This is a genomic window from Maricaulis sp. CAU 1757 (assembly GCF_054482675.1).
The window spans coordinates 248,917-272,474 of the sequence record NZ_JBTLRI010000003.1 but is presented as its reverse complement, the minus strand read 5'-3'; the positions used below and the strand labels follow the sequence as shown (position 1 = coordinate 272,474).

Annotated in this window: 24 protein-coding genes; 7 read left to right on the top strand and 17 right to left on the bottom strand. The window is 65.1% G+C overall.

The window, feature by feature from the left end; all coding sequences use genetic code 11:
* Window positions 1-313 precede the first annotated feature (313 nt).
* Both argS and ACXYMR_RS10330 read right to left on the bottom strand, forming a co-directional pair.
* Entirely contained in the window at window positions 314-2,080 is a 1,767-nt protein-coding gene (argS, locus tag ACXYMR_RS10335) for an arginine--tRNA ligase (RefSeq protein WP_458942783.1), read from the bottom strand.
* A 4-nt stretch (window positions 2,081-2,084) separates the two neighbouring features.
* The gene (locus ACXYMR_RS10330) at window positions 2,085-2,648 is read right to left on the bottom strand and encodes a hypothetical protein (RefSeq protein WP_458942782.1); all 564 of its coding nucleotides are present in this window, start codon (window positions 2,646-2,648) and stop codon (window positions 2,085-2,087) included.
* 123 nt (window positions 2,649-2,771) lie between these two features.
* Here ACXYMR_RS10330 and ispH point away from each other — a divergent pair, with 123 nt between their 5' ends.
* The 3 genes from ispH to rnhA are packed head-to-tail and all read left to right on the top strand — an operon-like array spanning window position 2,772 to window position 4,601.
* Window positions 2,772-3,719, top strand: a complete 948-nt coding sequence (gene ispH / locus ACXYMR_RS10325) for a 4-hydroxy-3-methylbut-2-enyl diphosphate reductase (RefSeq protein WP_458942781.1) — start codon at window positions 2,772-2,774, stop codon at window positions 3,717-3,719.
* 28 nt (window positions 3,720-3,747) lie between these two features.
* Window positions 3,748-4,167: a DUF1801 domain-containing protein gene (locus tag ACXYMR_RS10320; protein ID WP_458942780.1), complete on the top strand. Its 420-nt coding sequence runs from the start codon at window positions 3,748-3,750 to the stop codon at window positions 4,165-4,167.
* Entirely contained in the window at window positions 4,164-4,601 is a 438-nt protein-coding gene (gene rnhA, locus ACXYMR_RS10315) for a ribonuclease HI (RefSeq protein WP_458942779.1), read from the top strand. Before ACXYMR_RS10320 ends, rnhA begins: the two co-directional genes overlap by 4 nt.
* Here rnhA and ACXYMR_RS10310 read toward each other — a convergent pair.
* From ACXYMR_RS10310 to ACXYMR_RS10290, 5 genes are all read right to left on the bottom strand, one after another.
* The gene (locus ACXYMR_RS10310) at window positions 4,598-7,429 is read right to left on the bottom strand and encodes a PAS domain-containing protein (RefSeq protein WP_458942778.1); all 2,832 of its coding nucleotides are present in this window, start codon (window positions 7,427-7,429) and stop codon (window positions 4,598-4,600) included. The two genes, rnhA and ACXYMR_RS10310, sit on opposite strands and share 4 nt — an antisense overlap.
* Window positions 7,430-7,608: 179 nt before the next feature.
* Entirely contained in the window at window positions 7,609-7,953 is a 345-nt protein-coding gene (locus ACXYMR_RS10305) for an energy transducer TonB (protein ID WP_458942777.1), read from the bottom strand.
* A gap of 97 nt (window positions 7,954-8,050) precedes the next feature.
* A complete protein-coding gene (locus ACXYMR_RS10300) occupies window positions 8,051-8,569 on the bottom strand; it encodes an NfeD family protein (protein ID WP_458942776.1) in 519 nt (172 codons plus the stop codon).
* A gap of 28 nt (window positions 8,570-8,597) precedes the next feature.
* A complete protein-coding gene (locus tag ACXYMR_RS10295) occupies window positions 8,598-9,572 on the bottom strand; it encodes an SPFH domain-containing protein (RefSeq protein WP_458942775.1) in 975 nt (324 codons plus the stop codon).
* Window positions 9,573-9,621: 49 nt separating this feature from the next.
* Entirely contained in the window at window positions 9,622-10,113 is a 492-nt protein-coding gene (locus ACXYMR_RS10290) for a redoxin family protein (protein ID WP_458942774.1), read from the bottom strand.
* A gap of 96 nt (window positions 10,114-10,209) precedes the next feature.
* Between ACXYMR_RS10290 and ACXYMR_RS10285 the strand changes: the two genes are divergently transcribed.
* Window positions 10,210-10,797 carry a YqgE/AlgH family protein gene (locus ACXYMR_RS10285; protein WP_458942773.1) on the top strand — a complete coding sequence of 196 codons (588 nt, stop codon included), beginning with the start codon at window positions 10,210-10,212 and terminating at the stop codon, window positions 10,795-10,797.
* Between the two features lie 16 nt (window positions 10,798-10,813).
* On the opposite strand, the gene ACXYMR_RS10280 is transcribed toward ACXYMR_RS10285, so the two are convergent.
* The 10 genes from ACXYMR_RS10280 to coxB form a co-directional block, all read right to left on the bottom strand.
* A complete protein-coding gene (locus tag ACXYMR_RS10280; protein WP_458942772.1) occupies window positions 10,814-11,947 on the bottom strand; it encodes an EAL domain-containing protein in 1,134 nt (377 codons plus the stop codon).
* Complete coding sequence (locus ACXYMR_RS10275; protein WP_458942771.1) at window positions 11,944-12,522, bottom strand: GNAT family N-acetyltransferase; 579 nt, start codon at window positions 12,520-12,522, stop codon at window positions 11,944-11,946. The genes ACXYMR_RS10280 and ACXYMR_RS10275 overlap by 4 nt, the downstream gene beginning before the upstream one ends.
* A gap of 37 nt (window positions 12,523-12,559) precedes the next feature.
* Window positions 12,560-13,264, bottom strand: a complete 705-nt coding sequence (locus ACXYMR_RS10270) for an SURF1 family protein (RefSeq protein WP_458942770.1) — start codon at window positions 13,262-13,264, stop codon at window positions 12,560-12,562.
* 45 nt (window positions 13,265-13,309) lie between these two features.
* Window positions 13,310-13,603: a DUF983 domain-containing protein gene (locus ACXYMR_RS10265; protein WP_458942769.1), complete on the bottom strand. Its 294-nt coding sequence runs from the start codon at window positions 13,601-13,603 to the stop codon at window positions 13,310-13,312.
* Between the two features lie 76 nt (window positions 13,604-13,679).
* A complete protein-coding gene (locus tag ACXYMR_RS10260; RefSeq protein ID WP_458942768.1) occupies window positions 13,680-14,531 on the bottom strand; it encodes a cytochrome c oxidase subunit 3 in 852 nt (283 codons plus the stop codon).
* A 70-nt stretch (window positions 14,532-14,601) separates the two neighbouring features.
* Window positions 14,602-15,168, bottom strand: coding sequence for a cytochrome c oxidase assembly protein (locus ACXYMR_RS10255; protein ID WP_458942767.1), 567 nt, complete (start codon window positions 15,166-15,168; stop codon window positions 14,602-14,604).
* Window positions 15,165-15,410 (bottom strand): protoheme IX farnesyltransferase, encoded by a 246-nt coding sequence (locus ACXYMR_RS10250; protein WP_458942766.1) that lies wholly within the window; start codon window positions 15,408-15,410, stop codon window positions 15,165-15,167. Before ACXYMR_RS10250 ends, ACXYMR_RS10255 begins: the two co-directional genes overlap by 4 nt.
* Window positions 15,407-16,393, bottom strand: a complete 987-nt coding sequence (gene cyoE, locus ACXYMR_RS10245) for a heme o synthase (protein ID WP_458942909.1) — start codon at window positions 16,391-16,393, stop codon at window positions 15,407-15,409. Before cyoE ends, ACXYMR_RS10250 begins: the two co-directional genes overlap by 4 nt.
* A gap of 16 nt (window positions 16,394-16,409) precedes the next feature.
* Window positions 16,410-18,056 carry a cytochrome c oxidase subunit I gene (gene ctaD / locus ACXYMR_RS10240; protein ID WP_458942765.1) on the bottom strand — a complete coding sequence of 549 codons (1,647 nt, stop codon included), beginning with the start codon at window positions 18,054-18,056 and terminating at the stop codon, window positions 16,410-16,412.
* A 2-nt stretch (window positions 18,057-18,058) separates the two neighbouring features.
* Complete coding sequence (gene coxB / locus ACXYMR_RS10235) at window positions 18,059-18,901, bottom strand: cytochrome c oxidase subunit II (RefSeq protein WP_458942764.1); 843 nt, start codon at window positions 18,899-18,901, stop codon at window positions 18,059-18,061.
* Window positions 18,902-19,149: 248 nt separating this feature from the next.
* Here coxB and ACXYMR_RS10230 point away from each other — a divergent pair, with 248 nt between their 5' ends.
* From ACXYMR_RS10230 to ACXYMR_RS10220, 3 genes are all read left to right on the top strand, one after another.
* Window positions 19,150-19,707, top strand: a complete 558-nt coding sequence (locus tag ACXYMR_RS10230) for a tetratricopeptide repeat protein (RefSeq protein WP_458942763.1) — start codon at window positions 19,150-19,152, stop codon at window positions 19,705-19,707.
* A gap of 109 nt (window positions 19,708-19,816) precedes the next feature.
* Complete coding sequence (gene tldD, locus ACXYMR_RS10225; RefSeq protein ID WP_458942762.1) at window positions 19,817-21,232, top strand: metalloprotease TldD; 1,416 nt, start codon at window positions 19,817-19,819, stop codon at window positions 21,230-21,232.
* Between the two features lie 155 nt (window positions 21,233-21,387).
* Window positions 21,388-23,475: a TonB-dependent receptor plug domain-containing protein gene (locus ACXYMR_RS10220; RefSeq protein WP_458942761.1), complete on the top strand. Its 2,088-nt coding sequence runs from the start codon at window positions 21,388-21,390 to the stop codon at window positions 23,473-23,475.
* Window positions 23,476-23,558 lie beyond the last annotated feature (83 nt).

Here is a 23,558-nt window from a genome sequence, read left to right as displayed (position 1 = left end):
GCTGAGGTCCCCCGGATGCCGCTGCGCGGCCCCGTGGGATGACGCCTGAGATTAGATGCTAATCGGTGTCATCCCGGATGGATGCCCCGCGACTGCGGGGCGGAAGTCCGGGACCCATCGCCCCGGTGTCTGCTGATTGTGCGAGCTCGTTGGATAGCGAGCGTATAGGTCCCGGCCCTCCGGCCCGCCTGCGCGGGCCATGCGGCCGGGATGACACCGGTTTGTTTTGGTGAAAAGGAGGGGCGCACAGCGCGCCGGCAAACGGGCGCCTGTCACTACCAAAATGTCCAAGCGTGGCCCGACCTGGCCCGCCCTACATCCGTTCCGGCGCTTCCAGTCCCAGCAGGTCCAGCACGATTTCGAGCTGTTTGAGCGTCGCTTGGGCGAGGGCCAGGCGGGAGGCTTTCACGGCGTCGTCTCCGGCGGCGAGGACGGGACAGGCGGCGTAGAATTTGGAGAAGGCCTGGGCGAGCGTGAAGGCGTGGTCGCACAGGGCGTTGGGGGCGCGGTTGTCGACGGCCTGTTCGAGGGCGCTGCCGAACGCGTCCAGGGCGAGGACGAGATCGCGTTCTTCCTGGGCCTCTATGCGGACCGGACCGGCCGAGACGCCGGCCTCTTCGGCGCGGCGCATGAGGGATTTCACGCGCACGGCGGCGTAGAGGAGGTAGGGGCCGGTCTTGCCCTCGAAACTGGTGAAGCGGTCGAGGTCGAAGACGTAATTGGTGGTGCGGTAGTTCTGCAGATCGGCGAACTTGATGGCGGCGAGGCCGACCATGCGGGCGACGCGGTCATGCTCCTCGGCGCTGACATCCTTGGCGAGGCCTGCCTCCTTGAGGCGCTCATCGGCGCGCTCGATGGCGCTGGCGATGAGGTCGGCGAGGCGGAAGGTGCCGCCATCACGGGTGCGCAGGCGCTTGCCGTCCGGTCCGTTGACGGTGCCGAACTTGACGTGTTCGAGGCTGTTAGGCTGGGCCAGGCCGGCCTTCTCGGCGGCCCGGAAGACCTGCTCGAAATGGTCCGACTGGGCCAGGTCGACGACGTAGAGCGTCAGGTCGGGACCGACGCTCTGCTTGCGGTCGAGGATGGTGGCCAGATCGGTGGTGCCGTAGAGCGAGGAGCCCTCGGAGGTGACCAGGATGAGCGGGGCCAGCTCCTTCTTGTCGTCCTCGCGCGCCACGCGGACGACCCAGGCGCCGTCGCTCTGCTCGGCGACGCCGCGCGCCTTGAAGTCCTCGACCATGCCGGCGATCAGGTCGTGTACGTCGCTTTCGCCCTTCCACAGGTCGAAATGCACGCCGAGAGCGCCGAAATCCCGTTTCAGGGCAGCAACGGACACGTCGATGAAGTGGCGCAGGAGACGGCGATAACCCGCACGGCCGGCCTGCAGCTCGGCGGTGGCCTTGCGCGAGCGGGCCAGACGCTCCGGGTCTTCCTTGGCCCGCTTCGAGGCCTGCGGGTAGAGCCGGGCCAGGTCCTCGATGTCGACCGGTGGCGTGTCGGGAAAACCGTCAGTGATCTCGGGATCGAAATACGGCAGGTCGGGCTGCTCGTCCTCGAGCTCGGTGATCAGGTGGCCCATCTGCAGGCCCCAGTCGCCGAGATGGATGTCGGACACCACGTCGTGGCCGCGGAAACGCAGGATGCGCTGCAGGCTGTCGCCGAGCACGGAGGAGCGCAGGTGACCGACATGCATTGGCTTGGCCACGTTGGGGCCGCCGAAATCGATCATCACGGTCTGCTTGTCGTCGGCCACGGGGGCGCCGGCGCGGTCGTCGGCGACGATCTCGGCGGCGCGGCTCTCATAGGCCTCGGTGGCCGGGGCGAGATTGATGAAGCCGGGGCCAGCGACCTCGGCGGACGCGATCAGCTCATGGTCACCCACCGCGTCGAGCACGGCCTGGGCGATGTCGCGGGGAGCCTTCTTCGCCTGCTTGGCCGCCGGCATGGCGCCATTGCACTGGAAGGGAAACAGCTCGCGGTTCTGCTTGGACGGGCTGACACGGCCCAGTTCGCGCGGAAGCTCGAGGGAAGCAAACGCGTCGCCCAGCACCTGGCTGAGCTGATCGGCAATAGAAGGCATGAGTCTAGTCCTGGCCGGCCGCCACGCGGAACCGTTGGCCGCTGCGATTGAAGGCAATCTGTTCCGGCGTCAGCTCGAAACCGGCGAGGATCTCGAAATTGACACCCGACGTGTCGGGATTGGCGCGCGGGATGGAGATGGCGTCGATCGTCTCGGTCCGGTAGACCCGGTCCTGGCCGGCCGGGAAGCGCACGGTGACCGGAAAGGTCTGCTTTTCGATGACGCCGATATCGCGCCGTGTAACCGCCACAAAGAACTCATAGGTGTGCTCGCTGCCGCGCGCCGCCGGGCCGCGCCCGAAGCCCATGTCGAGCTCCAGATTGGCAATGATCGGGCGTTCGCCGTAATAGCTGCACAGGGAGCGCACTGCCAGGATTTCGCCGGTGAAGCCGACATTCTCGTAGGCCACTTCTTCGCCGTGCATCTCGACAATGCGGTGCGCATCATAGAGCGACAGGGCCGAGGGACAGGGACCGATATTGGCTTCCGGACGGGAAACAACATCTGAAACGGTCTGGCAGCCCGAGAGCAAGCCCGCGAGGGCGGCGACGACGGCAAGATTACGCATTATGCACTACCTGTCCTGGAAGCAGAGCCGGCGACTGGATCGCCACCGAGCACTTTGTTAGGACGGTCATACGATGTGGATGCCGGTTCCGCAATGTCAGCGCTGAAGGAGACCCTTGAGGTCATGAGCACATCCCGCCCCTCCCTGGTAATCCGGCTCGCTGCACCGCGCGGTTTCTGCGCCGGAGTCGACCGCGCCATCCAGATCGTCGAACGTGCGATCGAGCGTTTCGGAGCGCCGGTCTATGTGCGCCACGAGATCGTCCACAACCGCCATGTGGTGGAGCGGCTGGAAGCCCTGGGCGCGGTCTTCGTCGAGGAGCTCGACCAGTGCCCGGATGACCGCCCGGTGATCTTCTCGGCCCATGGCGTGCCGAAAACCGTGCCGGCGGAAGCCAGGCGTCGCGAGATGATCTTTGTCGACGCCACCTGTCCGCTGGTGTCCAAGGTGCATGTCGAGGCCCAGCGCCACTTTGCCAATGGCGACGAGATCGTTCTGATCGGCCATGCCGGCCACCCGGAGGTCATCGGCACGATGGGCCAGCTGCCCGACGGGGCCATCAGCCTGATCGAAACGGTCGACGATGTCGCCCGGTTCGAGCCGCGGGATCCGCAACGCCTGGCCTTCGTCACCCAGACCACACTTTCGGTCGACGACACCTCGGCGATCGTGGCAGCGCTCCAGGCGCGCTTCCCGAACATGCAGGCACCTCACAAGGAAGACATCTGCTACGCCACGACCAATCGCCAGGCAGCGGTGAAAGCGCTGGCAGCCCAAAGCGATATCGTCTTTGTCATCGGGGCCCCCAATTCCTCGAACTCGGTGCGCCTGGTCGAAGTCGCACGCACCGCTGGGGCGCGGGAAGCCTACCTGATCTCCAGCGCCGCCGATCTCGACTGGGACAGGGTCGGCACTCCGGCCAGTGTCGGCCTGACCGCCGGGGCCTCAGCACCGGAAGACCTTGTCCAAGGGGTCGTCGACGCCTTCCGCTCGCGCTTCGATGTCGAGGTGGAAGATGTCCAGGTGACCCGAGAGGATGTGGTATTCAAGCTGCCCCGCGCTGTCGCCTGACAGCTGCGGGCCGAGCCTGGGGGACATCATGAGCGACAACAAGACCAAGCCGACCGGACAGTCGCCGGAAGACTTCATTGCCTGCGTCGAGCACCCGGTGCGACGCGCCGATGCCGAAGTGCTTCTGGCCATGTTCCAGAGCATTACCGGCGAGGAGGGTCGCATGTGGGGCCCCTCCATCATCGGCTTCGGGGAGTATCACTACCGCTATGAGAGCGGCCGCGAAGGCGACTTCATGCGCACCGGATTCTCGCCGCGCAAGGCCAATCTCGTCGTTTACATCATGCCGGGATACACCGATCACGGCGCCATCCTGGACCGGCTGGGCAAATACAAGATCGGAAAATCCTGTCTCTACATCAACAAGCTGGCGGATGTGGACCTGGGAGTCCTGGAAGAGCTGATCCGCGCCGGGCTTGCCGACATGGATGAAAAATACCCGCAATGAACCAGATTACCATTCACACCGATGGGGCCTGTTCGGGCAATCCGGGCCCGGGCGGGTGGGGCGCCATTCTGGAATGGAATGGCCACCGCAAGGAGCTCAAGGGCGGCGAGCCGGGCACCACTAATAACCGCATGGAGATGCTGGCCGCCATCAAGGCCCTGGAAGCCCTGCGCAAGGACGGCCGCTCGGTGATCCTGATCACTGACAGTGTCTATCTGCGCGACGGCATCACCAAATGGATCCACGGCTGGAAGAAGCGCGGCTGGAAAACCGCCGCCAAGAAGCCGGTCAAGAACGAGGACCTGTGGCGTCGGCTCGACGAGCTGGTGGCCAAGCACTCGATCGAGTGGCGCTGGGTGAAGGGGCATGCCGGCGATCCCGGCAATGAACGCGCCGACGAGCTGGCCCGCGAAGGCCTGGCCGAGGCGCGCTAGGCACTCTTCGGCACGTCGAACACGGCCTGCAGGGCAGCGGTCACGGCAGGCAAGTCGAGCGGTTTGGGCAGATAGCCGGTCGCTCCCACCGCACGATAACGCTCGGCCGCGCCACTGGTGGCGTCGGCCGTGACAGCGAAGATCGGGATGTCGCGATTGGGTCCGGTCGACTGGCGGATCAGGCCGATCGCCTCATCGCCGGACATGACCGGCATCTGGATATCCATCAGCACGGCGTCGAACACCTCGGCTTCGAGCGCGGCCAGGGCTTCCGGCCCGCCAGAGGCCACCTCGACCTGGTAGCCTGCGCCACCCAAGAGCGCGCGCGCCACTACCAGATTGGTCGAAACATCATCGACCACCAGCAGACGCCGGCCCGCCGCCATAGCCCGCGATGGCGCCAGCAAGGCCTGGCCGGCCTCATGGTCGTGCCGGCGTTCGGGCGCTGCAAACGGCCACTCGAACCAGAACCGGCTGCCCTCCCCGACCGTGCTTTCGACACCGATCTCGCCGCCGGCCATGGCGACCAGCTCGCGGCAGATGGCGAGGCCGAGACCACTGCCACTGTGCTGGCGGGTGGTGCTGTTGTCGATCTGGGCAAAGCGCTGAAACACGTCGGCCTGGCGTTCGGCAGGAATGCCGGGGCCGGTATCGGTGACAACAAAGCGGGCCCGACCCGGTCCCGACAGGCCGGCTTCGAGCACCACCCGGCCCTCGGCGGTGAATTTCACCGCATTGCCGAGGATGTTGATCAGCACCTGGCGCAGGCGCTTGTGGTCGGTGTGGGCGCAGCACCGCAGCTCCGGGTCGATGCGCGCCTCCAGCCCGATCTCCTTGGCCTCGGCAAGCGGCTGAATGACCGCCACCGCATCATCAATGACGGCCGCCAGTTCCGCGTCCGAGGCGGAGAATTTGAGCATGCCGGACTCGATCTTGGAGATGTCGAGGACATCCTCGATCAGGTCCATGAGGGCCCGGCCGGACGCTTCCAGTGTCGCCACATGGGCCAGTTGCTCGTCATCCAGGCTGGTCCGGCGCAGGACCTGGGTCATGCCGATGACACCGTTGAGCGGGGTGCGGATCTCGTGGCTCATATTGGCGAGGAATTGCGACTTGGCCTGGTTGGCCGCTTCCGCCTCGGCGCGTTGACGCTCCATCTCGGCCGCGGACTCGACACTTTCACTGATGTCGACATTGACCCCCGAAAAGATGGTCTGGCCTTCGAAATCGGTGCGGAACACGCCGAGCGAACGGACATGGCGCATGCTGCCGTCCGGGCGCACGACACGGTATTGGGCATCATAGGGCGCGCGTGCGGCAACCGCCTGGTCGACCCTGCCGAGGAGCCAGTCGACATCGTCAGGATGGATGCGCGAGCGCCAGACCTCCATCGAGGGCGCGTCCTCGTCGAGCGGCAGGCCGAACAATTCCTTGGAGCCCGGATCCCACCAATGGGCCCCGGTCTCCAGATTGAGCTCCCAGACCCCGATGCCCGAGGTTCGCAGGGCCAGCGACAGGCGGCTGGCCAGGGTTTCCAGCTCGTCGGCCTTCTGCTTGCGCTCGGTGATATCCTGGAAACTGCCGATCAGGCGGACCGTCCGGCCGTCGCGCATTTCGCAGCGTCCGACCGAGCGGCACCAGATGCGCCGCCCGCTGGCGGTCACCAGGGGAGCCTCGAAATCCCAGGATTCCCCCGACCGCACGATCTGCTCCATGAAGGCCTTGAGTTCGTCGCGGTGGGAGTCCGGATAGAAGCGGTCAAAACGACCGGCGCGATGCTCATAGCCGGGTTCGGTTTCCAAGATGCGGCAGGTCATCTCGTCCCACACCCGCTCGCCGGTCTCCAGGTCGGTTTCCCAGCACCCGATACCGCCGAGCTCGGCCACCGTCTGCAGACGTTCATGGGCCCGGCTGCGGTCCTCGCGCAGGCCGACCGCCTCGGTGATGTCCTCCGCCGAGCCGGCGATGCGCCGGGCCCGGCCGTCGGGTCCGGTCTGGGCCTGGCCGCGGCCGCGCAGATGGACATAGCCGCCGGCGGCATGGCGGTGACGGTATTCGACCTCGAAGGGCTCGCCGAGACGCAGGGTGCGCTGCACGGCGGTGCGCACGCGCTCCATGTCATCCGGGTGGACCCAGTGGAACAGACGGTCCTCGCCGCCGCTATTGCGCACGCCGCGAGCATCCCCCGGGGCCGGCGGATAGCCAATGATTTCCAGATAGCGGTTGGAGGCAAATACCATGCCAGTCTGGACATCGAGCTCCCAGACGCCGGCGGTCAGGCCCGACATGGCGAGATCAAGACGGCCCTCCGACTCGCGCAGGCGGACATTGAGTTCTTCCAGTTCGCGCGTGCGCTGGCGCGAGACCAGACGCTCCTCGATGACCCGGGTCAGGGCGGCGAGCTGGTGCTTCTGGCCGTCATCGAGGGTCAGCGGTTCGTCGTGGAGGACGCACAGCGTGCCGATCCGGTGGCCGCCCGGCTCGTGCAGCGGAACCCCGGCATAGGTGCGGATATTGGGCGATCCGGTTACCAGCGGATTATCCCGGAAGCGGGGGTCCTCCAGCGCGTCGGGAATGTGGAAGATCTCGTCCTGGCGGATGGCGTGATCGCAAAAGGCATATTCACGCGGGGTTTCCGGCGCCGGGATGTTGATGTTGGACTTGAACCATTGCCGGTCATGGTCGACGAGCGACACGGCCGCCATTTTGGCGCCGGTCAGCGCGACGGCCAGGTCGGTGACGGAATCGAAGCCCTCTTCCGGATCGCTGTCCAGAAGATCAAGCGACCGCAAGGCGGCCAGTCGCGCTTCCTCATTCTGCTTCAACATCGACCGGCTCGCTCGGCTGGGATCCGACTCAGATCCCGTAAACCATGACCTTGCCCGACAGGTCGTTAGGGGAAACTAAATGCGGCGGCGAATTCATGAACTCTCCTGCGGCCCGTGACAGGCACGAAAAAGGGGCGCGGCAAGCCGCGCCCCTTCACAATGTCAGTCCGGCTAGCGGATCAGCCGCCGAGGCGGAATTCCAGCTCGCGGGTGTGACCGTCGGTCTGCGCGGCAGCCGGCGCATAGCGCCAGGATTCGATGGCCGACAGGGCGGCGCGGTCGAACACGCCGGCCGGGGTGGCCTCGACGATCTGGGCGTTGACGACCTGGCCATCGGCGTCGACGGAATACTCGATGCGGACCGTGCCTTCGATACCGCGGCGCTCAGCGCCACGCGGGTATTCCGGAGCCACCAGCTCAACCGCTTCGCGGTCAGTCGTCAGGGCGGCCGCAGGAGCGGTCAGGGCCATCGGGGTGGCCAGAGCGGACAGGGCGACGAGGGCGGAGAGGATTTTCTTGTTCATTGGCTCACTCAAGCGTTGAATTGGGTGCGTTTCGCGAGCGTTGTCTACGCCAGACTCGTTTCTGCCGGTTTGCCCGATTGGGTAAAATTTGAGCCAGTCAGGAATTTTCTGCAGTCGCCCCTGCTGTCGGGTTCACCACGCCCTGATCGGCCGCCGGCGCACCGACAATCAGGGTCACGCCGTCGATGCCCTCGACCTGCAACATGTCACCCGGGCTGGCGCTGAGGCCGGGGACAAGCTTGGCCGACCATTCACTGTCGCCGAAGCGGACCCGGACACGCTTGCCCACCGGTTCGGAAACCAGGGTGACGGTCTCGCCGAGCATGCGGCTGGCCCGGTCATTCAGGCCGGCATCATTGGACGGCCCGAGGCGCGGCTTGACCCAGCGATCGCCGGCCCACAGCAGCACCAGTGACAGGAGCGCGAACACGCCGACCTGAACCGGCCAGGCCAGGCCCAGCGATTCCAGGGCGACGATGCCGGTCAGGAAGGCGGCTGCCGCCGGCCAGAGGAGATAGGTGGTGCCGGTCAGCAGCTCGGCGATCAGGACCAGGCCGGCAATCGCCCACCAGGCCCACATGTTCATCCGGTCGAATACTGACAGTATCAGGTCCATGCCCATCCTCCCTCGGGTTTCGCGTCAATCAATCGCCAGCGCCGGGCCGGCCGTCCGTGGTGCCCTGACCCTTGCGGGTGGCGACACTGACCGCGTCATGGGCGGCCTTGCCCAGCTCGCCGACCCCGGTGATGGTCCCGATGATATTGGAGAACTCGGCCGGAATGATGACGGTGCGTTGCTGGTCGCTGGTGGCCAGCTTGCCAAACGCCTCGACATATTTCTGGCCGAGGAAGTAGTTGATCGCGGACACGTCGCCCTGGGCGATGGCGTTGGACACCATTTCCGTCGCCTTGGCTTCGGCCTCGGCTTCGCGCTCGCGGGCTTCGGCGTCGAGGAAGGCACTCTGGCGTCGGCCCTCGGCCTCGCGGATGGCGGCTTCCTTCTCGCCCTCGGCGCGCAGGATGGCGGACTGCTTGGCGCCTTCGGCCTCGAGGATCTCGGCGCGCTTGAGACGTTCCGCCTTCATCTGCCGGGCCATCGCCTCGGTGATGTCGACCGGCGGCGACAGGTCGCGGATCTCGATCCGGGTGACCTTGATGCCCCAGGGATTGGTCGCGGAATCGATGACGCCGAGCAGGCGGGCATTGATCTCGTCGCGCTTGGACAGGGTTTCGTCAAGGTCCATGGCGCCGATCACCGTTCGCACATTGGTCATCGACAGGTTGATGATGGCAAATTCGAGATTGTCGACCTCATAGGCCGCGCGCGGCGCATCGAGCACCTGGATGAAGACCACGGCGTCGACCGAGACCGTGGCATTGTCCTTGGTGATGACATCCTGGTTCGGCACGTCGATGACGCGCTCGCGCATGTTCATCTTGTAGCCCACCGTGTCGATGAACGGCACGATGAAGTGGAGCCCGGGCTTCAGGGTTCGCGTGAACCGGCCGAATCTTTCAACGGTGTATTCCATGCTCTGCGGCACCGTCTTGATCACCGAGACGATGATCAGAAGCGCCAGGAGCAGAAAAACCCCAATACCAATCAAGCCGAAGTCCATGCGAACCCCCCCCCCGGGTTTGTGTGGGAAGCGGGCCGCGGCCCGCCGGTCAGGCCTTGTCGAGCTGACCGAGAATGTGGTCGGCGGACGAGATCTTGAACTCGCCCGGCTCCTCGACATTGAGCTCCGAGACGACACCGTCGCGGACAATCATCGAGAAGCGCTGGGCGCGCTGGCCCATGCCGAAGCCGGAGCCGTCGAAGTTGAGGCCGACCGCCTTGGCAAACTCGCCATTGCCGTCAGCCAGCATCAGGATGTCGTCACCGACATTCTGGTCCTTGGCCCAGGCATTCATAACGAACACGTCGTTCACCGACAGGCAGGCAATCGTGTCGACGCCCTGCTGCTTGATCTGCGACGCCTTGTCGATGAAGCCCGGCAAATGCTTGGCCGAACAGGTCGGCGTGAAGGCGCCCGGCACAGCGAACAAGGCCACGGTCTTGCCCGCAAACACATCGCTGGCGGACAGCTTCTCGGGACCTTCAGCGGTCATGGTCATGAAGCTGGCGTCCGGAAGGCGGTCTCCGACGGAAATGGTCATTCTTCGATCTCCTGAATTCAGTAAAGCGTGTCTGCAAACGCCAAGATAGCGGGAACATGGCTGGACGCGTCCCTGCTTTGGGAGGAACATGCCGACATGGCCCATGACGAGTTGACAGGTGTGAACGACAGCTTCCTTGGCGGCAAGCTTTTGATTGCAACGCCGAGCATCGGCGATCCGCGCTTTGACCGCAGCGTGATCCTGATGTGCGACCACTCCGCGGACGCCGCCATGGGGATTGTCCTGAACAAGCCCGTCGAGGGACTTCGCCTGCCCGACCTGTTTGAACAGCTTGGAATCAACCTGACGGCCGAACCGCCCGACCGTGCCGTGCTGCTCGGCGGACCGGTCGACCGGGATCGCGGCTTCGTTTTGCATACGCCGGACTTCGCTGTCAGCGACGCCACACTGCCGGTCTGCGAGGGCGTGTCACTGACCGCGACCAAGGAGGTGCTGGAGGCCATCGCCTCACCGCATCCGCCGAGGCGCAGCCTTCTGGCGCTGGGCTATGCCGGCTGGGGCGCCGGACAGCTGGAAGCCGAGCTGGCCGCCAATGCCTGGCTGGTCTGCGACCCGGACCAGGGTCTGATCTTCGATACAGACAATACCCACATGTGGCAGGGCGCACTCGACCTGATCGGGGTCACGCCGGAGCACCTGTCGGCGCTCGGCGGCCACGCCTGAGCTTGCGCAAAGACGATCAGCCGGGCGGATTGAAACGCCCCTCAAGGCCCCGCTCAACGGCCGCCTCTGCGGCATCCGGGGCCAGGGCACCGGCATAGCGATAGCCCTGGGCGAAATGGCAGCCCATCTCCGTCAGCTGACTGGCAACGGCACTGCCTTCCACGCCCTCGGCGACCACGCGCATTCCGAAGTGTGCCGCGAGCTGGACCACCGACTGCACCACGGTGCCGGCGCTCTCATTGCCCGCCATGGCACGGACGAAATAGCGGTCCACCTTGACGATGTTGAAGGGCAGCATGTCGAGGCGCGCCAGCGAGGAATAACCGGTACCGAAATCGTCGAGCGCCAGGGCGATGCCGGCTTCGGCGAGGCGGGTCATCGCGGCCAGCGCCCGGTCCGGATCCTCCATGATCTCGGTTTCGGCGATCTCCAGCTTGAACGCCCCGCGCGGCAGGCCGGCAGCCTGGATTTCGGCGATCAGCGCCTCGCAAAACTCCTCGTCCACCAGTTCACTGACCGTGGCATTGGCTGAAACGAAGAGCTCACGGGCGTGCGGGAACGCGGCGCGCCACGTCGCGAGGTCGGCGATGGCGCGGCTCCGGACATGCGTGGATATCTGCTCGAGCAGGTCGATGTCGTCGGCCATGTCGAGGAAATCATCCGGCGTCAGGACGCCGAGGTCGGGACGCTCCCAGCGGGCCAGCGCCTCGAACCCGGCCAGGCGACCGTTCTCCAGGTCGATGATCGGCTGGTACCAGGCGAGGACTTCACCGGCCTCGACGGCGTTCGCCAGGGCGTGTTCCTCACGGATGCGCACGGCGGCGTCGGCGCTGGGTCCGGCCGGGGTGATCAGGCCCTCGAAGCGGTCGGCGTCGACCCGGCGCCCGAGCAGGCGCACCCAGGCGAGGCGGCCGGCATCCCCGACCAGACGCACGCGCAAGTCGAGATGGTCGCCCCTGAGCGCAGCGGCCAGCCGGATCTGGTCCGCCGGGCCGAGCCGGGCCACAAAGCCGGGCCAGTCCTGGGCTTCCGGCTTGAGGCCGAGGCCGCTGGCATCGCCCGTCAGGTGCAGCGTGTCGGCAGCGCTTTCATAGGCGAAGGCTACGGCCCCGGCAGCGGCGAGCCCCTTGTGGATGTCTGCAGCGGTCATGGGCGCGGGTCCGTTCTCAGGATGGCGAAGCGGTCATGATCGCGCCACTCACCGGCGATCTTCAGGTAGGCCCGCGCGAGGCCTTCGTGCTGAAAGCCGACCGCCTCCAGCAAGGTGCGCGATGCGGTATTGTCGGGTTGGCAGGCCGCCTCGACCCGGTGCAAGCGCAGGGCATCGAAGGCAAAGGCGAGCACCCGGCGCACGGCAGCGCGGGTATGGCCCTGCCGGACATAGGGGCTGCCAATCCAGTAGCCGATATCGGCGCTCTGCAGCACACCGCGCCGGACATTGTTGAGATTGCAGGCGCCGAGCAGAACATCGTCGCGCGAGCGCATGACGAAGAAGGGATATCCGGTGCCGGCCCGCCGGTCCGCGTCATAGCGCTCGATGCGGCGGCGAAAGGCCGTCTTGCTGAGTTCATCCTGGGTCCAGGCCGGTTCCCACGGCTCGGTGTGGGCCCGGCTGGCGCCGCGCAGGCGTGCCCAGGCCTCGTAATCGTCTTCATGCGGGGGACGCAGGCGTATGCCCTGTCCGATCAGCGGTTCATCCCAAGGTGTTTCACGCCAGACTGCCAATGCGTATCTCCTGCCGGGACGGATTGAGCTTCCGTCCTCACTCTTGTTTGTCGCCCGCTTCACCCCTGCCCTTCCAAGCCAGGCGACCGCGGGCCCGGTGGAACGCCAGATAGACTCCGACCAGGGCTGCCGCGAGACCGAACCAGGTCAGCGCATAGCCCAGATGACGAGCCGGCGGGGTCTGCGTCAAGCTCGCTGGCAGGCCGTCATCGGCACGCAACCAGAGATCTGACAGCTGGGCGGTATCAAGGCCCAGCGCCGCGGCCATCGCCGACCGGTCGAAGCTGTACCATTGATTGGTATCCGGATCATTGCGGCCACTGAAAGTGCCCGCAGGTGCCCAGCGTTCGAGGCGCCAGGCCACGGGTGCGGGGCTGCTGCCGGCGTCCAGCCGCTCAAAACCGGTTTCGGCCAGCAGGTAGACCGGGGCGCCGTCGGTGAAGCAGGCCGGGGCCTCGACCTGCCCGAGACGGATCCAGCCCGGTCCATCGCGCAGCCCGTAATAGCGCAGCGTCGCGCCATCGCTCACATCGATAGTGTCGATGGCAGGGCTGTAGTCGGCGTCGGCCTGGTCGCACAGTGCGGCTGCCAGGGTGTCGACCCGGCCGCGTTGTTCGAAGCCTTCAACGAGGTGCGACTTCCAGGCCATGCGCTGCAATTGCCAGCTGCCCAGGGTGAGCAGGAGGGCCAGGGCGGCGAGGCTCAACACGGAGAGGACAGGCAGGGGGCGGAAGGACAGCATGACTTGGCAGTCCGATCATCTGGCGGGAAGGATGGCGGGCGCGGCCTAGTCGTCGAGCCGCGCTTCCTGGGCATCATGCCGGTATTGCAGGGCGAACAGCAGGCCCTTGAGCGGGCGCAGCAGGGCAATCGAGATCAGCGGTACAAACGGGACCTGGAAGATCAGGTGCACCCACCAGGGTGGGCGGAAGGCCACCTCGACCAACAGGTAGAGCACGAGGGCCAGAAAGCCGACGATGAACAGGGCAAAGACGCTGGCCCCGTCACCGACATCGGCATGTTCGAAATCCGCGCCGCAGGCGTCACAGCGCGGCGCCAGCTGCAGCAGTCCGGCAAACATGGCGCCCTCCCCGCAGCGCGGGCAACGTCCCTGGAGACCGGCCGCGAACGGAGAGGGCGATGTCATGTCAACTGGCCTAGCCGTAGACGACGTAGACGAAGGTGAAGAGGAAGAGCCACACCACGTCGACGAAGTGCCAGTACCAGGCGGCAGCCTCGAGACCGAAATGCTTCTCGGCCGACATCTGGCCGGCCAGCACCCGGAACAGGCAGACGGCCAGGAAGATGGTTCCGATGATCACGTGGGCACCGTGGAAGCCGGTGGCCATGAAGAAGGCCGAACCATACAGGTTGCCGCCATCCGCGATCGAGAACGCAAACTTGGCGTGGGCGTATTCGTACACCTGAAGTGCGGTGAAGCAGACACCGAGCGCGACAGTCACGATCAGACCCCACTTGGCGCCGTTGCGGTCACCATGCTGCAGGGCGTGGTGGGCCCAGGTCACGGTGGTGCCCGACAGCAGCAGGACCAGCGTGTTCATCAGCGGGATGTGCCACGGATTGAAGGTCTCGACGCCAGCCGGCGGGAAGGTCGCGAGGGCGGGGTCGATACGCACGTCCGGGAAGATGGCGTACTCGAAGAAGATCCAGAACCAGGCTACGAAGAACATCACTTCCGAAGCGATGAACATCATCATGCCGTAGCGCAGGTGCAGGTCGACGACCGGCGTGTGGTCGCCGGCGCGCGATTCCTTGATCACGTCGCCCCACCAGCCGATCATCGTGTAGATGATGACGGCAAAGCCGAGCAGGAGGCCGCCCCACTGACCATCGCCATACATGAAGTTCAGCGCATGGTCCGCATCGACCAGCCCCGCCATGTTGCCGACCGCGCCAACGGCCAGAAGGAAGGCGCCCAGCGAACCGACAAACGGCCACGGGCTCGGGTCAACGAGGTGGTAATCGTGTTTGGCGGCGTGCCCAGCCATCGCGAATCTCCTGCGATCTCAAATCTGCCTGTGGCGCGTGTGATACTCGCCGAACAGGAAAGGTTCAATGCTAAGGCGCGGCGCCGGTGGTCGGAGCTGAGCCAGGTTCGGTTTCAAAGAAGGTGTAGGACAGCGTCATCGTGGTGACGTCGTCGAGCCGTGCCTCTTCGGCGATCAGCGGATCGACGAAGAAAAGCACTGGCATTTCTATGCTTTCACCCGGCTGCAAGGTCTGCTCGGTAAAGCAGAAGCACTCCAGCTTGGAGAAATAGCTGGCCGCCTTGAACGGGGCGACATTGAAGGTGGCAACACCCGTGAGCGGGCGCGACGACAGGTTGGTGGCGGAGTAATAGGCCAGCGCCGTTTCGCCCACCTGCACCGTCATCTCCCGCTGGACCGGGGCGAACTCCCAGGCCAGACCCCGGCCGACATTGGCGTCGAAGCGCACGGTGACTTCGCGGTCGAGGATCGTGCCAGCCTCGGCGGTGGCGACCCGTGTGGTGCCGCCATAGCCGGTGACATTGCAGAACAGGTTGTAAAGTGGCACGGCGGCATAGGCGGCGCCGACCATGGTGGCCGCAGCGAGCGCAGCGAGACTGGCGACGCGCGCATTGCGATTCCGGGGCAAGCGGATCATGCGGCACCCCCCGCAGCGATGTTCTGGGTCAGGCGCACGACCGTGACGAGGAACACCACGACCATGAAACCGAGCAGACCCAGCGCAATGTAGACATTGCGGCGCTTGCGGGCACGCTCCTGTTCGGGCGTGAGCTTGAGATGCTCGCCGGTGGCCCGGCCTTCGCGGTGGCGCATGCCGAAATTGTCCCGGATTTCCTCCGGGGTCATGTCGTCATCGCCGTGGGTTCGCTTGTCATTCATGCGCCTACTCCTGGGATCGCGATGAAAGCAGCAAATGCGTGCTCGACAATCAATGCGGCAAAAAGCGCAGCCAGGTAGGCAATCGAGTAGGCGAACAGGTCGCGCGCCGCCTTGTCACCGGCCCGGACGGCGTACAGGGCGCCCTCCTCGGCCGAGCCGGCCTCCCCGGCTCGAGAGCGGAAAACCCGCAGCGCCAACAACATGAACAGGGCGCCACCGCCAAGCGAGGTCAGCGCATAGATGGCGCCGCCCAGCCCGGTGAGAACCGGAGCCCCGGCAAACACCACCATGACGATCGAGTAGAGCAGGATCTGCAGCCGCGTCGATTTGGCGCCTCTGGCGACCGGCATCATCGGCACGTTGGCCGCGGCATAATCGCCGGACTTGTACAGAGCCAGGGCCCAGGAATGGGGCGGCGTCCACAGGAAGATGATCATGAACAGGATGATCGAATCCAGGGTGATCTCGCCGGTCACGGCGGCCCAGCCGATCATCGGCGGGAAGGCTCCGGCCGCACCACCGATGACGATGTTCTGAGGCGTCCGGCGCTTGAGCACCATGGTGTAGATGACAGCGTAGAAGAAGATCGAGAAGGCCAGCAAGCCGGCGGCCAGGTAATTGCTGGTCAGGGCCATCAGCAGTACGGCGAGCACCGCCATGACCACGCCGAAACCGTAGGCATTGGTCACCGACACCGCGCCGCGCGGCACCGGCCGCTTCTTGGTGCGCTGCATGGTGGCGTCGATATCGGCGTCATAGGCCATGTTCAGGGCCCCGGCCGCACCCGCGCCGATGGCGACGCAGATGATCGACATGGTGGCGAGGAACCAGTTGGCGTCCACCGGTGCGGCAATCAGCCCGGCAAAGGCGGTGAAGACGACAAGCGTCATCACCCGCGGCTTCATCAGGTCGAAAAAGTCGCGGGGCGAGGCTGTCGAAACAGCCTCGCCCTCAGAGCGCTGGACGCGGGGGTCGGTCACGATGTCCAAACCCCTTTGCCTATTTGATCCGCGGCAGTTCGCTGAACTGGTGGAAGGGCGGCGGGGAGGACAGGGTCCACTCCAGGGTGGTGGCACCCTCGCCCCACGGATTGGCTTCCGCCTTGCGGCGCCGGATCATGGCGTCAATGAGCACCATGAAGAACAGCACCATGCCGACCAGCATGATCACGTAGCCCCAGGTCGAGACCTCGTTCCACAGCGCGAAGCCGTCGGCATAGTCGACATAGCGACGCGGCATGCCCTGGGCCCCGAGGAAGTGCTGCGGGAAGAAGATCACATTGGCGCCGACGAAGAAGAACAGGAACTGCAGGCGGGCCAGCAGCGAGTTGTACTTCACGCCCCAGATCTTCTCGAACCAGTAGTAGAAGCCGGCGAAGATCGCGAACACGGCGCCAAGCGACAGCACGTAGTGGAAGTGGGCCACGACGTAATAGGTGTCGTGGAAGGCCTGGTCGACGCCGGCATTGGCCAGCATCACGCCCGTCACACCACCCACGGTGAACAGGAAGATGAAGCCGATGGCCCACATCATGGGCGTGCGGAACTCGATCGAGCCGCCCCACATGGTGGCAATCCAGGAGAAGATCTTGATGCCCGTCGGCACCGCGATGATCATCGTCGCGGCAACGAAGTAGGCCTTCAGATCCACCGGCATGCCGACCGTGTACATGTGGTGCGCCCACACGATGAAGCCGATCACGCCGATCGCCACCATGGCGTAGGCCATCCCGAGATAACCGAAGATCGGCTTGCGCGAGAAGGTCGACACGATGTGGGAGATGATGCCGAAGCCCGGCAGGATCAGGATGTAGACTTCCGGGTGACCGAAGAACCAGAACAGGTGCTGGTACATCACCGGGTCACCGCCACCGGCCGGATCAAAGAAGGTGGTGCCGAAATTGCGGTCGGTCAGCAGCATGGTCAGGGCGCCCGCCAGAACCGGCAGCGACAGGAGCAGCAGGAAGACCGTCACCAGCACGGACCAGACGAAGAGCGGCATCTTGTGCAGCGTCATGCCCGGAGCGCGCATGTTGAAGATCGTGGTGATGAAGTTGATGGCACCCAGGATCGAGGACACACCGGCGATGTGCAGCGACAGGATCAGCAGATCCATGGCCGGGCCGTTATGCCCCATGGTCGACAAGGGTGGATAGAGCACCCAGCCACCACCGAAGCCCATGTCACCGCCCGCGCCGGGCACGAACATCGACATGGCCGCCAGGATGAAGGCGAAGGGCAGGAGCCAGAAGGAAATGTTGTTCATGCGCGGGAAGGCCATGTCCGGCGCGCCGATCATCAGCGGTACGAACCAGTTGCCAAACCCGCCGATCATCGCCGGCATGACCATGAAGAAGATCATGATCAGGCCGTGCATGGTGACGGCGACATTGTAGTTGTGCGGGTTGCCGAAGATGGCGCCCCAGCCGGTATCCTCGCCGGTGAAGACCTGCAGGCCCGGCTCCATGAGTTCCCAGCGGATCAGGCCCGACAGGGCCCCGCCGATGATCCCCGCGAAGATCGCGAAGACCAGATACATGGTGCCGATGTCCTTGTGGTTGGTCGACAGCACCCAGCGGCGCCAGTCCCACATGCTCGGAGTGTGATCGTCGTGCGTTGCGGCGTCAGCAGACATGGTTGAACCCATCCCTAATCGAGTTGCGCCAGGCGCGTTTGACGCGCGGCGGTATTTTCAGCGATGACGGCGTTGGCCTCGTCCGAACCCGGACCAGCCGCGACCCAGCGATCGAATACGTCCTGCGACACGGCATGGACCTCGATCGGCATGAAGGAGTGGCGGATACCGCACAGTTCGGAACACTGGCCGTAGAACACGCCCTCTTCCTGGACATGGAACCAGGTCTCGTTGATGCGACCCGGAATGGCGTCCATCTTGGAACCGAAGGCCGGCATCGCCCAGTTGTGGATCACGTCGGCAGCCGTCACCTGGAGGCGGACCGTGGTATCCACCGGCACTACCAGCGGATAGTCGACCGACAGATTGCGCAGCTGGCCTTCGCCGATGTCTTCGTCAGGCACCATGCTGGAGATGAATTCACCAACTTCCTGATCGGGATACTCATAGCCCCAATACCACTGGTAGCCGGTCGCCTTGATGGTGAACTCGGACTCCGGAATCTCGTCCTGGAAATACAGGAGCGGGAAGGAGAAGATCGAGATGGCGATCAGGATCAGCACCGGCAACGCCGTCCACACCACTTCGAGGACGGTGTTGTGGCTGTTCTTGCTCGGCACCGGATTGGCCTTGCGATTATATCGGATCATGACCCAGATCAGCAGCCCCATGACAAACAGGGTGATCGGGACGATGAACCACATCACGAAGGTATGGAAATCGCCGATCCGTTCGGCAATCGGCGTTACGGCGGGTTGCAGACCCAAGCCTCCATCGACCGGTATTCCCGGCGTGGCGGCAAGAGCAGTAGCGGCGGCGGCAGTCCAGAAGATCGCAAGTGCGGTCAGGAATCGCATGGCTTCCCCATACAAGTCAGTCATTAAGGCGGGACACCCCCACCGATGGCGGCGGAATATAGAGACCCACTCCCGCCCTGTCAGGTCATCAAAGACATCTTTTTGTAGTGCTCACGGCACCTCAGCGTTGGCCTAGTTCCAAGCCTTTGATTTGTCGACCCGTATAATCACACACGCAGGCGTGAGACGAGTCTTTGGCCTCGCCGTGGTACAATAAGCCCCCAACATTGCTAGGGAAGGAGACCGTCATGCGTCCTATCGCCTCACTTGCCCTGTTCGCCGCCATCGCGACCGGCGGAAGCGCTTCGGGGCAGATCATCGTGTTCGGAGAATCCTCGGCGTCGAGCTGTTACCAGCACGCCTTGACCCAGCGTTCGGACAACCGTGCGATCCGCGACTGCGATACCGCTCTTGCCTATCCGGATCTCAACCGTCGCGACCGCGCCGCCACCTATGCCAATCGCGGCATCGTTCGGCTTTACCGCAACCAGGCCGAGGCCGCGCTGGAGGATTTCGACTTTGCCGAACGCCAGGGCCTGCAGGAACCGGCGGCGCTGGCAGTGAACCGGTCGAGCGCCTATTACCGGCTGGCTCGATATCAGGAGGCACTGGCAGCGGCGGATGCGGCGATCGCGGCCAACCAGGACAATCTGGCCGAAGCCTGGTTCAACCGGGCGGTCACGCTGGAAGCCCTCGGCGATCTGGCTGGTGCCTATGACGCCTATAGCCAGGCCCAGGCGGTGCGCCCTGACTGGCCGCTGCCGGCCCGTGAACTCCGGCGTTTCCAGGTCCGCCCGGGCAGCTGAACGGTAAAACATGACTGCCGGGCCTGCTTTCCGTTTGGGCCGGCGTATTTCCAGCCGCGGTGCTGTCCCTTATGTGGATGGGTGAGCATTCACGGGAGAGCAACGCGCCATGATCGACGATCCGATTGAACAGTTCGAATTCGATGTCGAGGATGCGCGGCCGGTTCTGGGCGATGCGCTCGCCGGTGCCGATGACGGTGAGCTGTTCCTGGAGACCGCGGTCTCGGAATCCCTGGTTTTCGATGATGGACGCCTGAAAGCCGCCAATTTCGACTCCAGCCGGGGTTTTGGCCTGCGCTGTGTGGCCGGCGACGCCTTTGGCTACGCCCACTCCTCCGACCCCACCCTGGACGCGGTCAAGCGTGCAGCCGAAGCCGCGGCCGCGGTCAAGCGCGGCCATGCCGGCGTGCTCGCCGATGGTCCGGCCGGCACCAATCGCAAGCTCTACGAGCCGATCGACCCGGTGGCGCGCCCCGGCTTCGAGGCCAAGTCGGCCCTGCTGCAGGAGATCGATGCCTACTGCCGCACCCTGGACCCGTCCGTGGTCCAGGTGTCTGTGTCGATCGCCGGTTCCAAGCAATCGGTGTCGGTGATCCGCGCCGATGGCAGCACGCGCATCGACGTTCGCCCGCTGGTGCGCCTGAATGTCTCGGTCACGGTCGAAAAGGGCGCCCGCCGCGAAACCGGTTCGGCCGGGGCTGGCGGCCGGGCGGAGTTTGATCGCTGGATTTCGCCGGACAATTGGAAACCGATGGCGGACGAGGCCCTGCGCATCGCCAAGGTCAATCTGGACGCGGTCGACGCGCCGGCGGGCGTTTTCGACGTGGTGCTGGGGGCCGGCTGGCCAGCCGTGCTGCTGCACGAGGCGGTCGGCCACGGGCTCGAAGGCGATTTCAACCGCAAGGGTTCGTCCGCCTTTGCCGGCCGCATGGGCGAAATGGTGGCGGCTCCGGGCGTCACCGTGGTCGATGACGGCACGCTGGCGGAACGCCGCGGCTCCTTGACCATCGATGACGAAGGCACCCCGACCGAACGCACCGTGCTGATCGAGGACGGCCGCCTGGTCGGCTACATGCAGGACCGCATGAATGCCCGGCTGATGGGCCACCAGCCGACCGGCAATGCCCGTCGCCAATCCTTCGCCCACCCGCCCCTGCCGCGCATGACCAATACCTACATGCCCGGTGGAGAGCACAAGCGCGAAGAGATGGTGGAAAGCCTCAAGGACGGCATCTACGCCGTCAATTTCGGGGGCGGCCAGGTCGACATCACCTCCGGCAAGTTCGTCTTCCAGTGCACCGAGGCCTATCGGGTTCGCGATGGCAAGATCGAGGCCCCGGTCAAGGGCGCGACCCTGATCGGCGACGGTCCGACAGCGCTCACCAAAATCACCATGATCGGCGATGATTTCGAGATGGATCCGGGCGTCGGGGTCTGCGGCAAGGCCGGCCAGGGCGTGCCCGTCGGGGTCGGACAACCCAGCCTGAAAATCTCCGGGCTGACCGTGGGCGGCGCCGGGGCCTGACCCCCATCCGGCTGAAAAGCTGGACGTTCTGTCACGTCTCTCACACCAAAGTGAACCGACTTACCGATCCTTACGTAGGTCAGGGAGTGCGTAACCCTTACCCATTGCCCCGGGCACCTCGGGGGGCGCCGATAACAACAAGACAGGCGGGGACCATGCGAGGGACTCTTCACAACACGACCGGCGGCGCAGCCTTGGCAGCAGCCATTCTGACGGCATCGGCCATGGGCCAGCAACCGGCGACAGCGGCGCCGGCGGCCGGCATTGCCGTCTATCAGCCGGGCTTCTTTGAGGCGTACGCGCCGGTCACGGCACTTGACGTGGTGCAACGCGTGCCCGGCTTCAGCCTTTCCAACGGCAATACCAACCGGCGCGGTCTTGGCGACAGTTTCGGCAATCTGCTGATCAACGGTCAGCGGCCCTCCAACAAGTCGCTCGAATTGCAGACCGTGCTGCAGCGCATCGCTGTCGCCGACATCGTGCGCATCGAACTCATCCAGGAGGCCCTGCCGCAATACGACATGCGCGGGCATTCGCGGCTGGTGAACGTGGTGCTGCGCGAAGGCGCCACGCGGTCGGGCAGTTGGGACGTGAGGGTGCAGCTGTCGGATTCCGGTCGGGTCGGGCCGCGCGGCGAATTTTCCTACACCAGCCCGGTCGGACCGGCTGAGGTGACGCTTGGCCTGGACACCGGCTTCTCGGGCAACCGGGTGCGCCGGAATTATGCCCGCTTCGACGGTAGCGAACAGCTCATCGAGACCAAGTTCGACAATGACCAGCGCCACTATGAGGAGGTGCGCCCGTCCATATCCGTGAACTGGCCGATCAGCGCGCGCCAGCAATTGCGTGTCGACGCCCAGGGCCAGGCCTGGGCGTGGCGGCGCCGCAATGTCGGTTTCGTGGACGCGCCCTCGGGCGCGCCCCTGCGCTTCGAGCAGAATGCGACGGAGAACCATGGGTCGTCCTGGTCGGTATCGGCGACCTATTCGCTCGACGTCTCCGACACGGTCAGCCTCGAGACCATCGGCCTGGCCAGCCGGGAGCGCTGGAATGACGGGCCGGAAGCGTACGAGAATTACGACCCGGTGAGCGGCTTCATCGACGCGGTCATCGTCACCAGTTCAGGGCGTTACGAGGAAACCGCGCTGCGCCAGACGCTGGCCTGGGACCCCAATGCACACCACTCGCTGGAATTCGGGGCCGAGGCGGCGATCAATGCCCGCGACGGCAATCTGGACCTGGTCTTCGACGATGGTGTCACCCGGACGCCGATCGACCTGCCGGTGGCCAATACGCGGGTCGAGGAAACCCGTGGCGAGCTGTTTGCCAACCACGTCTGGGCGATCAGCGATACGCTGAACCTGGAAAGCGGGCTGCGTTACGAATACTCCGAAATCGTGCAGACCGGGGACGCCGACCAGGCGCGCGAGTTCAGCTATGCCAAGCCCAGCGTGACGCTGAACTGGCGGGTCAGCGAGACCGACCGGCTGCGCTTCACCGGCCGGCGCGATGTCGACCAGCTGCAGTTCGGCAAGTTCGCCAGCTCGATCGACATTTCCGACAACAACGCCACGCTCGGCAATCCGGATTACGTGCCGCAGCGCATGTGGACGCTGGAGGCGGAGTGGGAGCGGCGATTCTGCGACGAGTGCTCGATGTCGATCGTGGTCGGCCGGGACTGGGTCCAGGACCTCGACGATTTCGTGCCCATCGTGACCCCGAACGGGGTGTTCGACGCGCCCGGCAATATTGGCGACGCGACCCGCACGCGGGTGACCACCAACATCACCACGCCGCTCGACAGCGTCGGGCTGTCCAATGCCGTCCTGGATATCTTCGTGGAATGGTATGATACCAATGTCGAAGACCCGCTGACCGGCGAGGACCGGGTCTGGTCGGGGCCGCGCGAATGGGAGCTCGGGCTGGATTTCGTGCAGAATTTCCCGGCGCTGCAGATGGCCTGGGGCTGGGACTACAACTGGCGCAGCAATGGCGAGGTGTTCCGGGCGCAGGAATACCGGGTGTTCGATGGTGATGACGGTGACCTGGACGTCTATGTCGAGACCACGCGCTGGCTGAATGCGACCTTGCGGGTCGGCGTCGACGGCCTGTTCAACAATGGCGATGACCGGCAGCGCGTCTTCTACGACGGTTCGCGCGCCCTCGGCGTCGTCGAGCAGGTCGAATTCATGAATGAAAGCAGGGGCAAGACCGTCTTCGTACGGCTGTTCGGCACGTTCTGACCGCTGTCCGCACGCACGCGGATGTGATCCGGGGGTGCCCTTGTCGGGCCCTATTCCGCCTGTAAGCTGAACTACAACAAGGG

What these genes read in the sequence shown, in the direction of transcription:
- argS (WP_458942783.1), bottom strand. Translation starts at nt 2,080, where the DNA reads ATGCCTTCTATTGCCGATCAGCTCAGCCAGGTGCTGGGCGACGCGTTT.
- ACXYMR_RS10330 (WP_458942782.1), bottom strand. Translation starts at nt 2,648, where the DNA reads ATGCGTAATCTTGCCGTCGTCGCCGCCCTCGCGGGCTTGCTCTCGGGC.
- ispH (WP_458942781.1), top strand. Translation starts at nt 2,772, where the DNA reads ATGAGCACATCCCGCCCCTCCCTGGTAATCCGGCTCGCTGCACCGCGC.
- ACXYMR_RS10320 (WP_458942780.1), top strand. Translation starts at nt 3,748, where the DNA reads ATGAGCGACAACAAGACCAAGCCGACCGGACAGTCGCCGGAAGACTTC.
- rnhA (WP_458942779.1), top strand. Translation starts at nt 4,164, where the DNA reads ATGAACCAGATTACCATTCACACCGATGGGGCCTGTTCGGGCAATCCG.
- ACXYMR_RS10310 (WP_458942778.1), bottom strand. Translation starts at nt 7,429, where the DNA reads ATGTTGAAGCAGAATGAGGAAGCGCGACTGGCCGCCTTGCGGTCGCTT.
- ACXYMR_RS10305 (WP_458942777.1), bottom strand. Translation starts at nt 7,953, where the DNA reads ATGAACAAGAAAATCCTCTCCGCCCTCGTCGCCCTGTCCGCTCTGGCC.
- ACXYMR_RS10300 (WP_458942776.1), bottom strand. Translation starts at nt 8,569, where the DNA reads ATGGACCTGATACTGTCAGTATTCGACCGGATGAACATGTGGGCCTGG.
- ACXYMR_RS10295 (WP_458942775.1), bottom strand. Translation starts at nt 9,572, where the DNA reads ATGGACTTCGGCTTGATTGGTATTGGGGTTTTTCTGCTCCTGGCGCTT.
- ACXYMR_RS10290 (WP_458942774.1), bottom strand. Translation starts at nt 10,113, where the DNA reads ATGACCATTTCCGTCGGAGACCGCCTTCCGGACGCCAGCTTCATGACC.
- ACXYMR_RS10285 (WP_458942773.1), top strand. Translation starts at nt 10,210, where the DNA reads ATGGCCCATGACGAGTTGACAGGTGTGAACGACAGCTTCCTTGGCGGC.
- ACXYMR_RS10280 (WP_458942772.1), bottom strand. Translation starts at nt 11,947, where the DNA reads ATGACCGCTGCAGACATCCACAAGGGGCTCGCCGCTGCCGGGGCCGTA.
- ACXYMR_RS10270 (WP_458942770.1), bottom strand. Translation starts at nt 13,264, where the DNA reads ATGCTGTCCTTCCGCCCCCTGCCTGTCCTCTCCGTGTTGAGCCTCGCC.
- ACXYMR_RS10265 (WP_458942769.1), bottom strand. Translation starts at nt 13,603, where the DNA reads ATGTTTGCCGGACTGCTGCAGCTGGCGCCGCGCTGTGACGCCTGCGGC.
- ACXYMR_RS10260 (WP_458942768.1), bottom strand. Translation starts at nt 14,531, where the DNA reads ATGGCTGGGCACGCCGCCAAACACGATTACCACCTCGTTGACCCGAGC.
- ACXYMR_RS10255 (WP_458942767.1), bottom strand. Translation starts at nt 15,168, where the DNA reads ATGATCCGCTTGCCCCGGAATCGCAATGCGCGCGTCGCCAGTCTCGCT.
- ACXYMR_RS10250 (WP_458942766.1), bottom strand. Translation starts at nt 15,410, where the DNA reads ATGAATGACAAGCGAACCCACGGCGATGACGACATGACCCCGGAGGAA.
- ctaD (WP_458942765.1), bottom strand. Translation starts at nt 18,056, where the DNA reads ATGGGTTCAACCATGTCTGCTGACGCCGCAACGCACGACGATCACACT.
- coxB (WP_458942764.1), bottom strand. Translation starts at nt 18,901, where the DNA reads ATGCGATTCCTGACCGCACTTGCGATCTTCTGGACTGCCGCCGCCGCT.
- ACXYMR_RS10230 (WP_458942763.1), top strand. Translation starts at nt 19,150, where the DNA reads ATGCGTCCTATCGCCTCACTTGCCCTGTTCGCCGCCATCGCGACCGGC.
- tldD (WP_458942762.1), top strand. Translation starts at nt 19,817, where the DNA reads ATGATCGACGATCCGATTGAACAGTTCGAATTCGATGTCGAGGATGCG.
- ACXYMR_RS10220 (WP_458942761.1), top strand. Translation starts at nt 21,388, where the DNA reads ATGCGAGGGACTCTTCACAACACGACCGGCGGCGCAGCCTTGGCAGCA.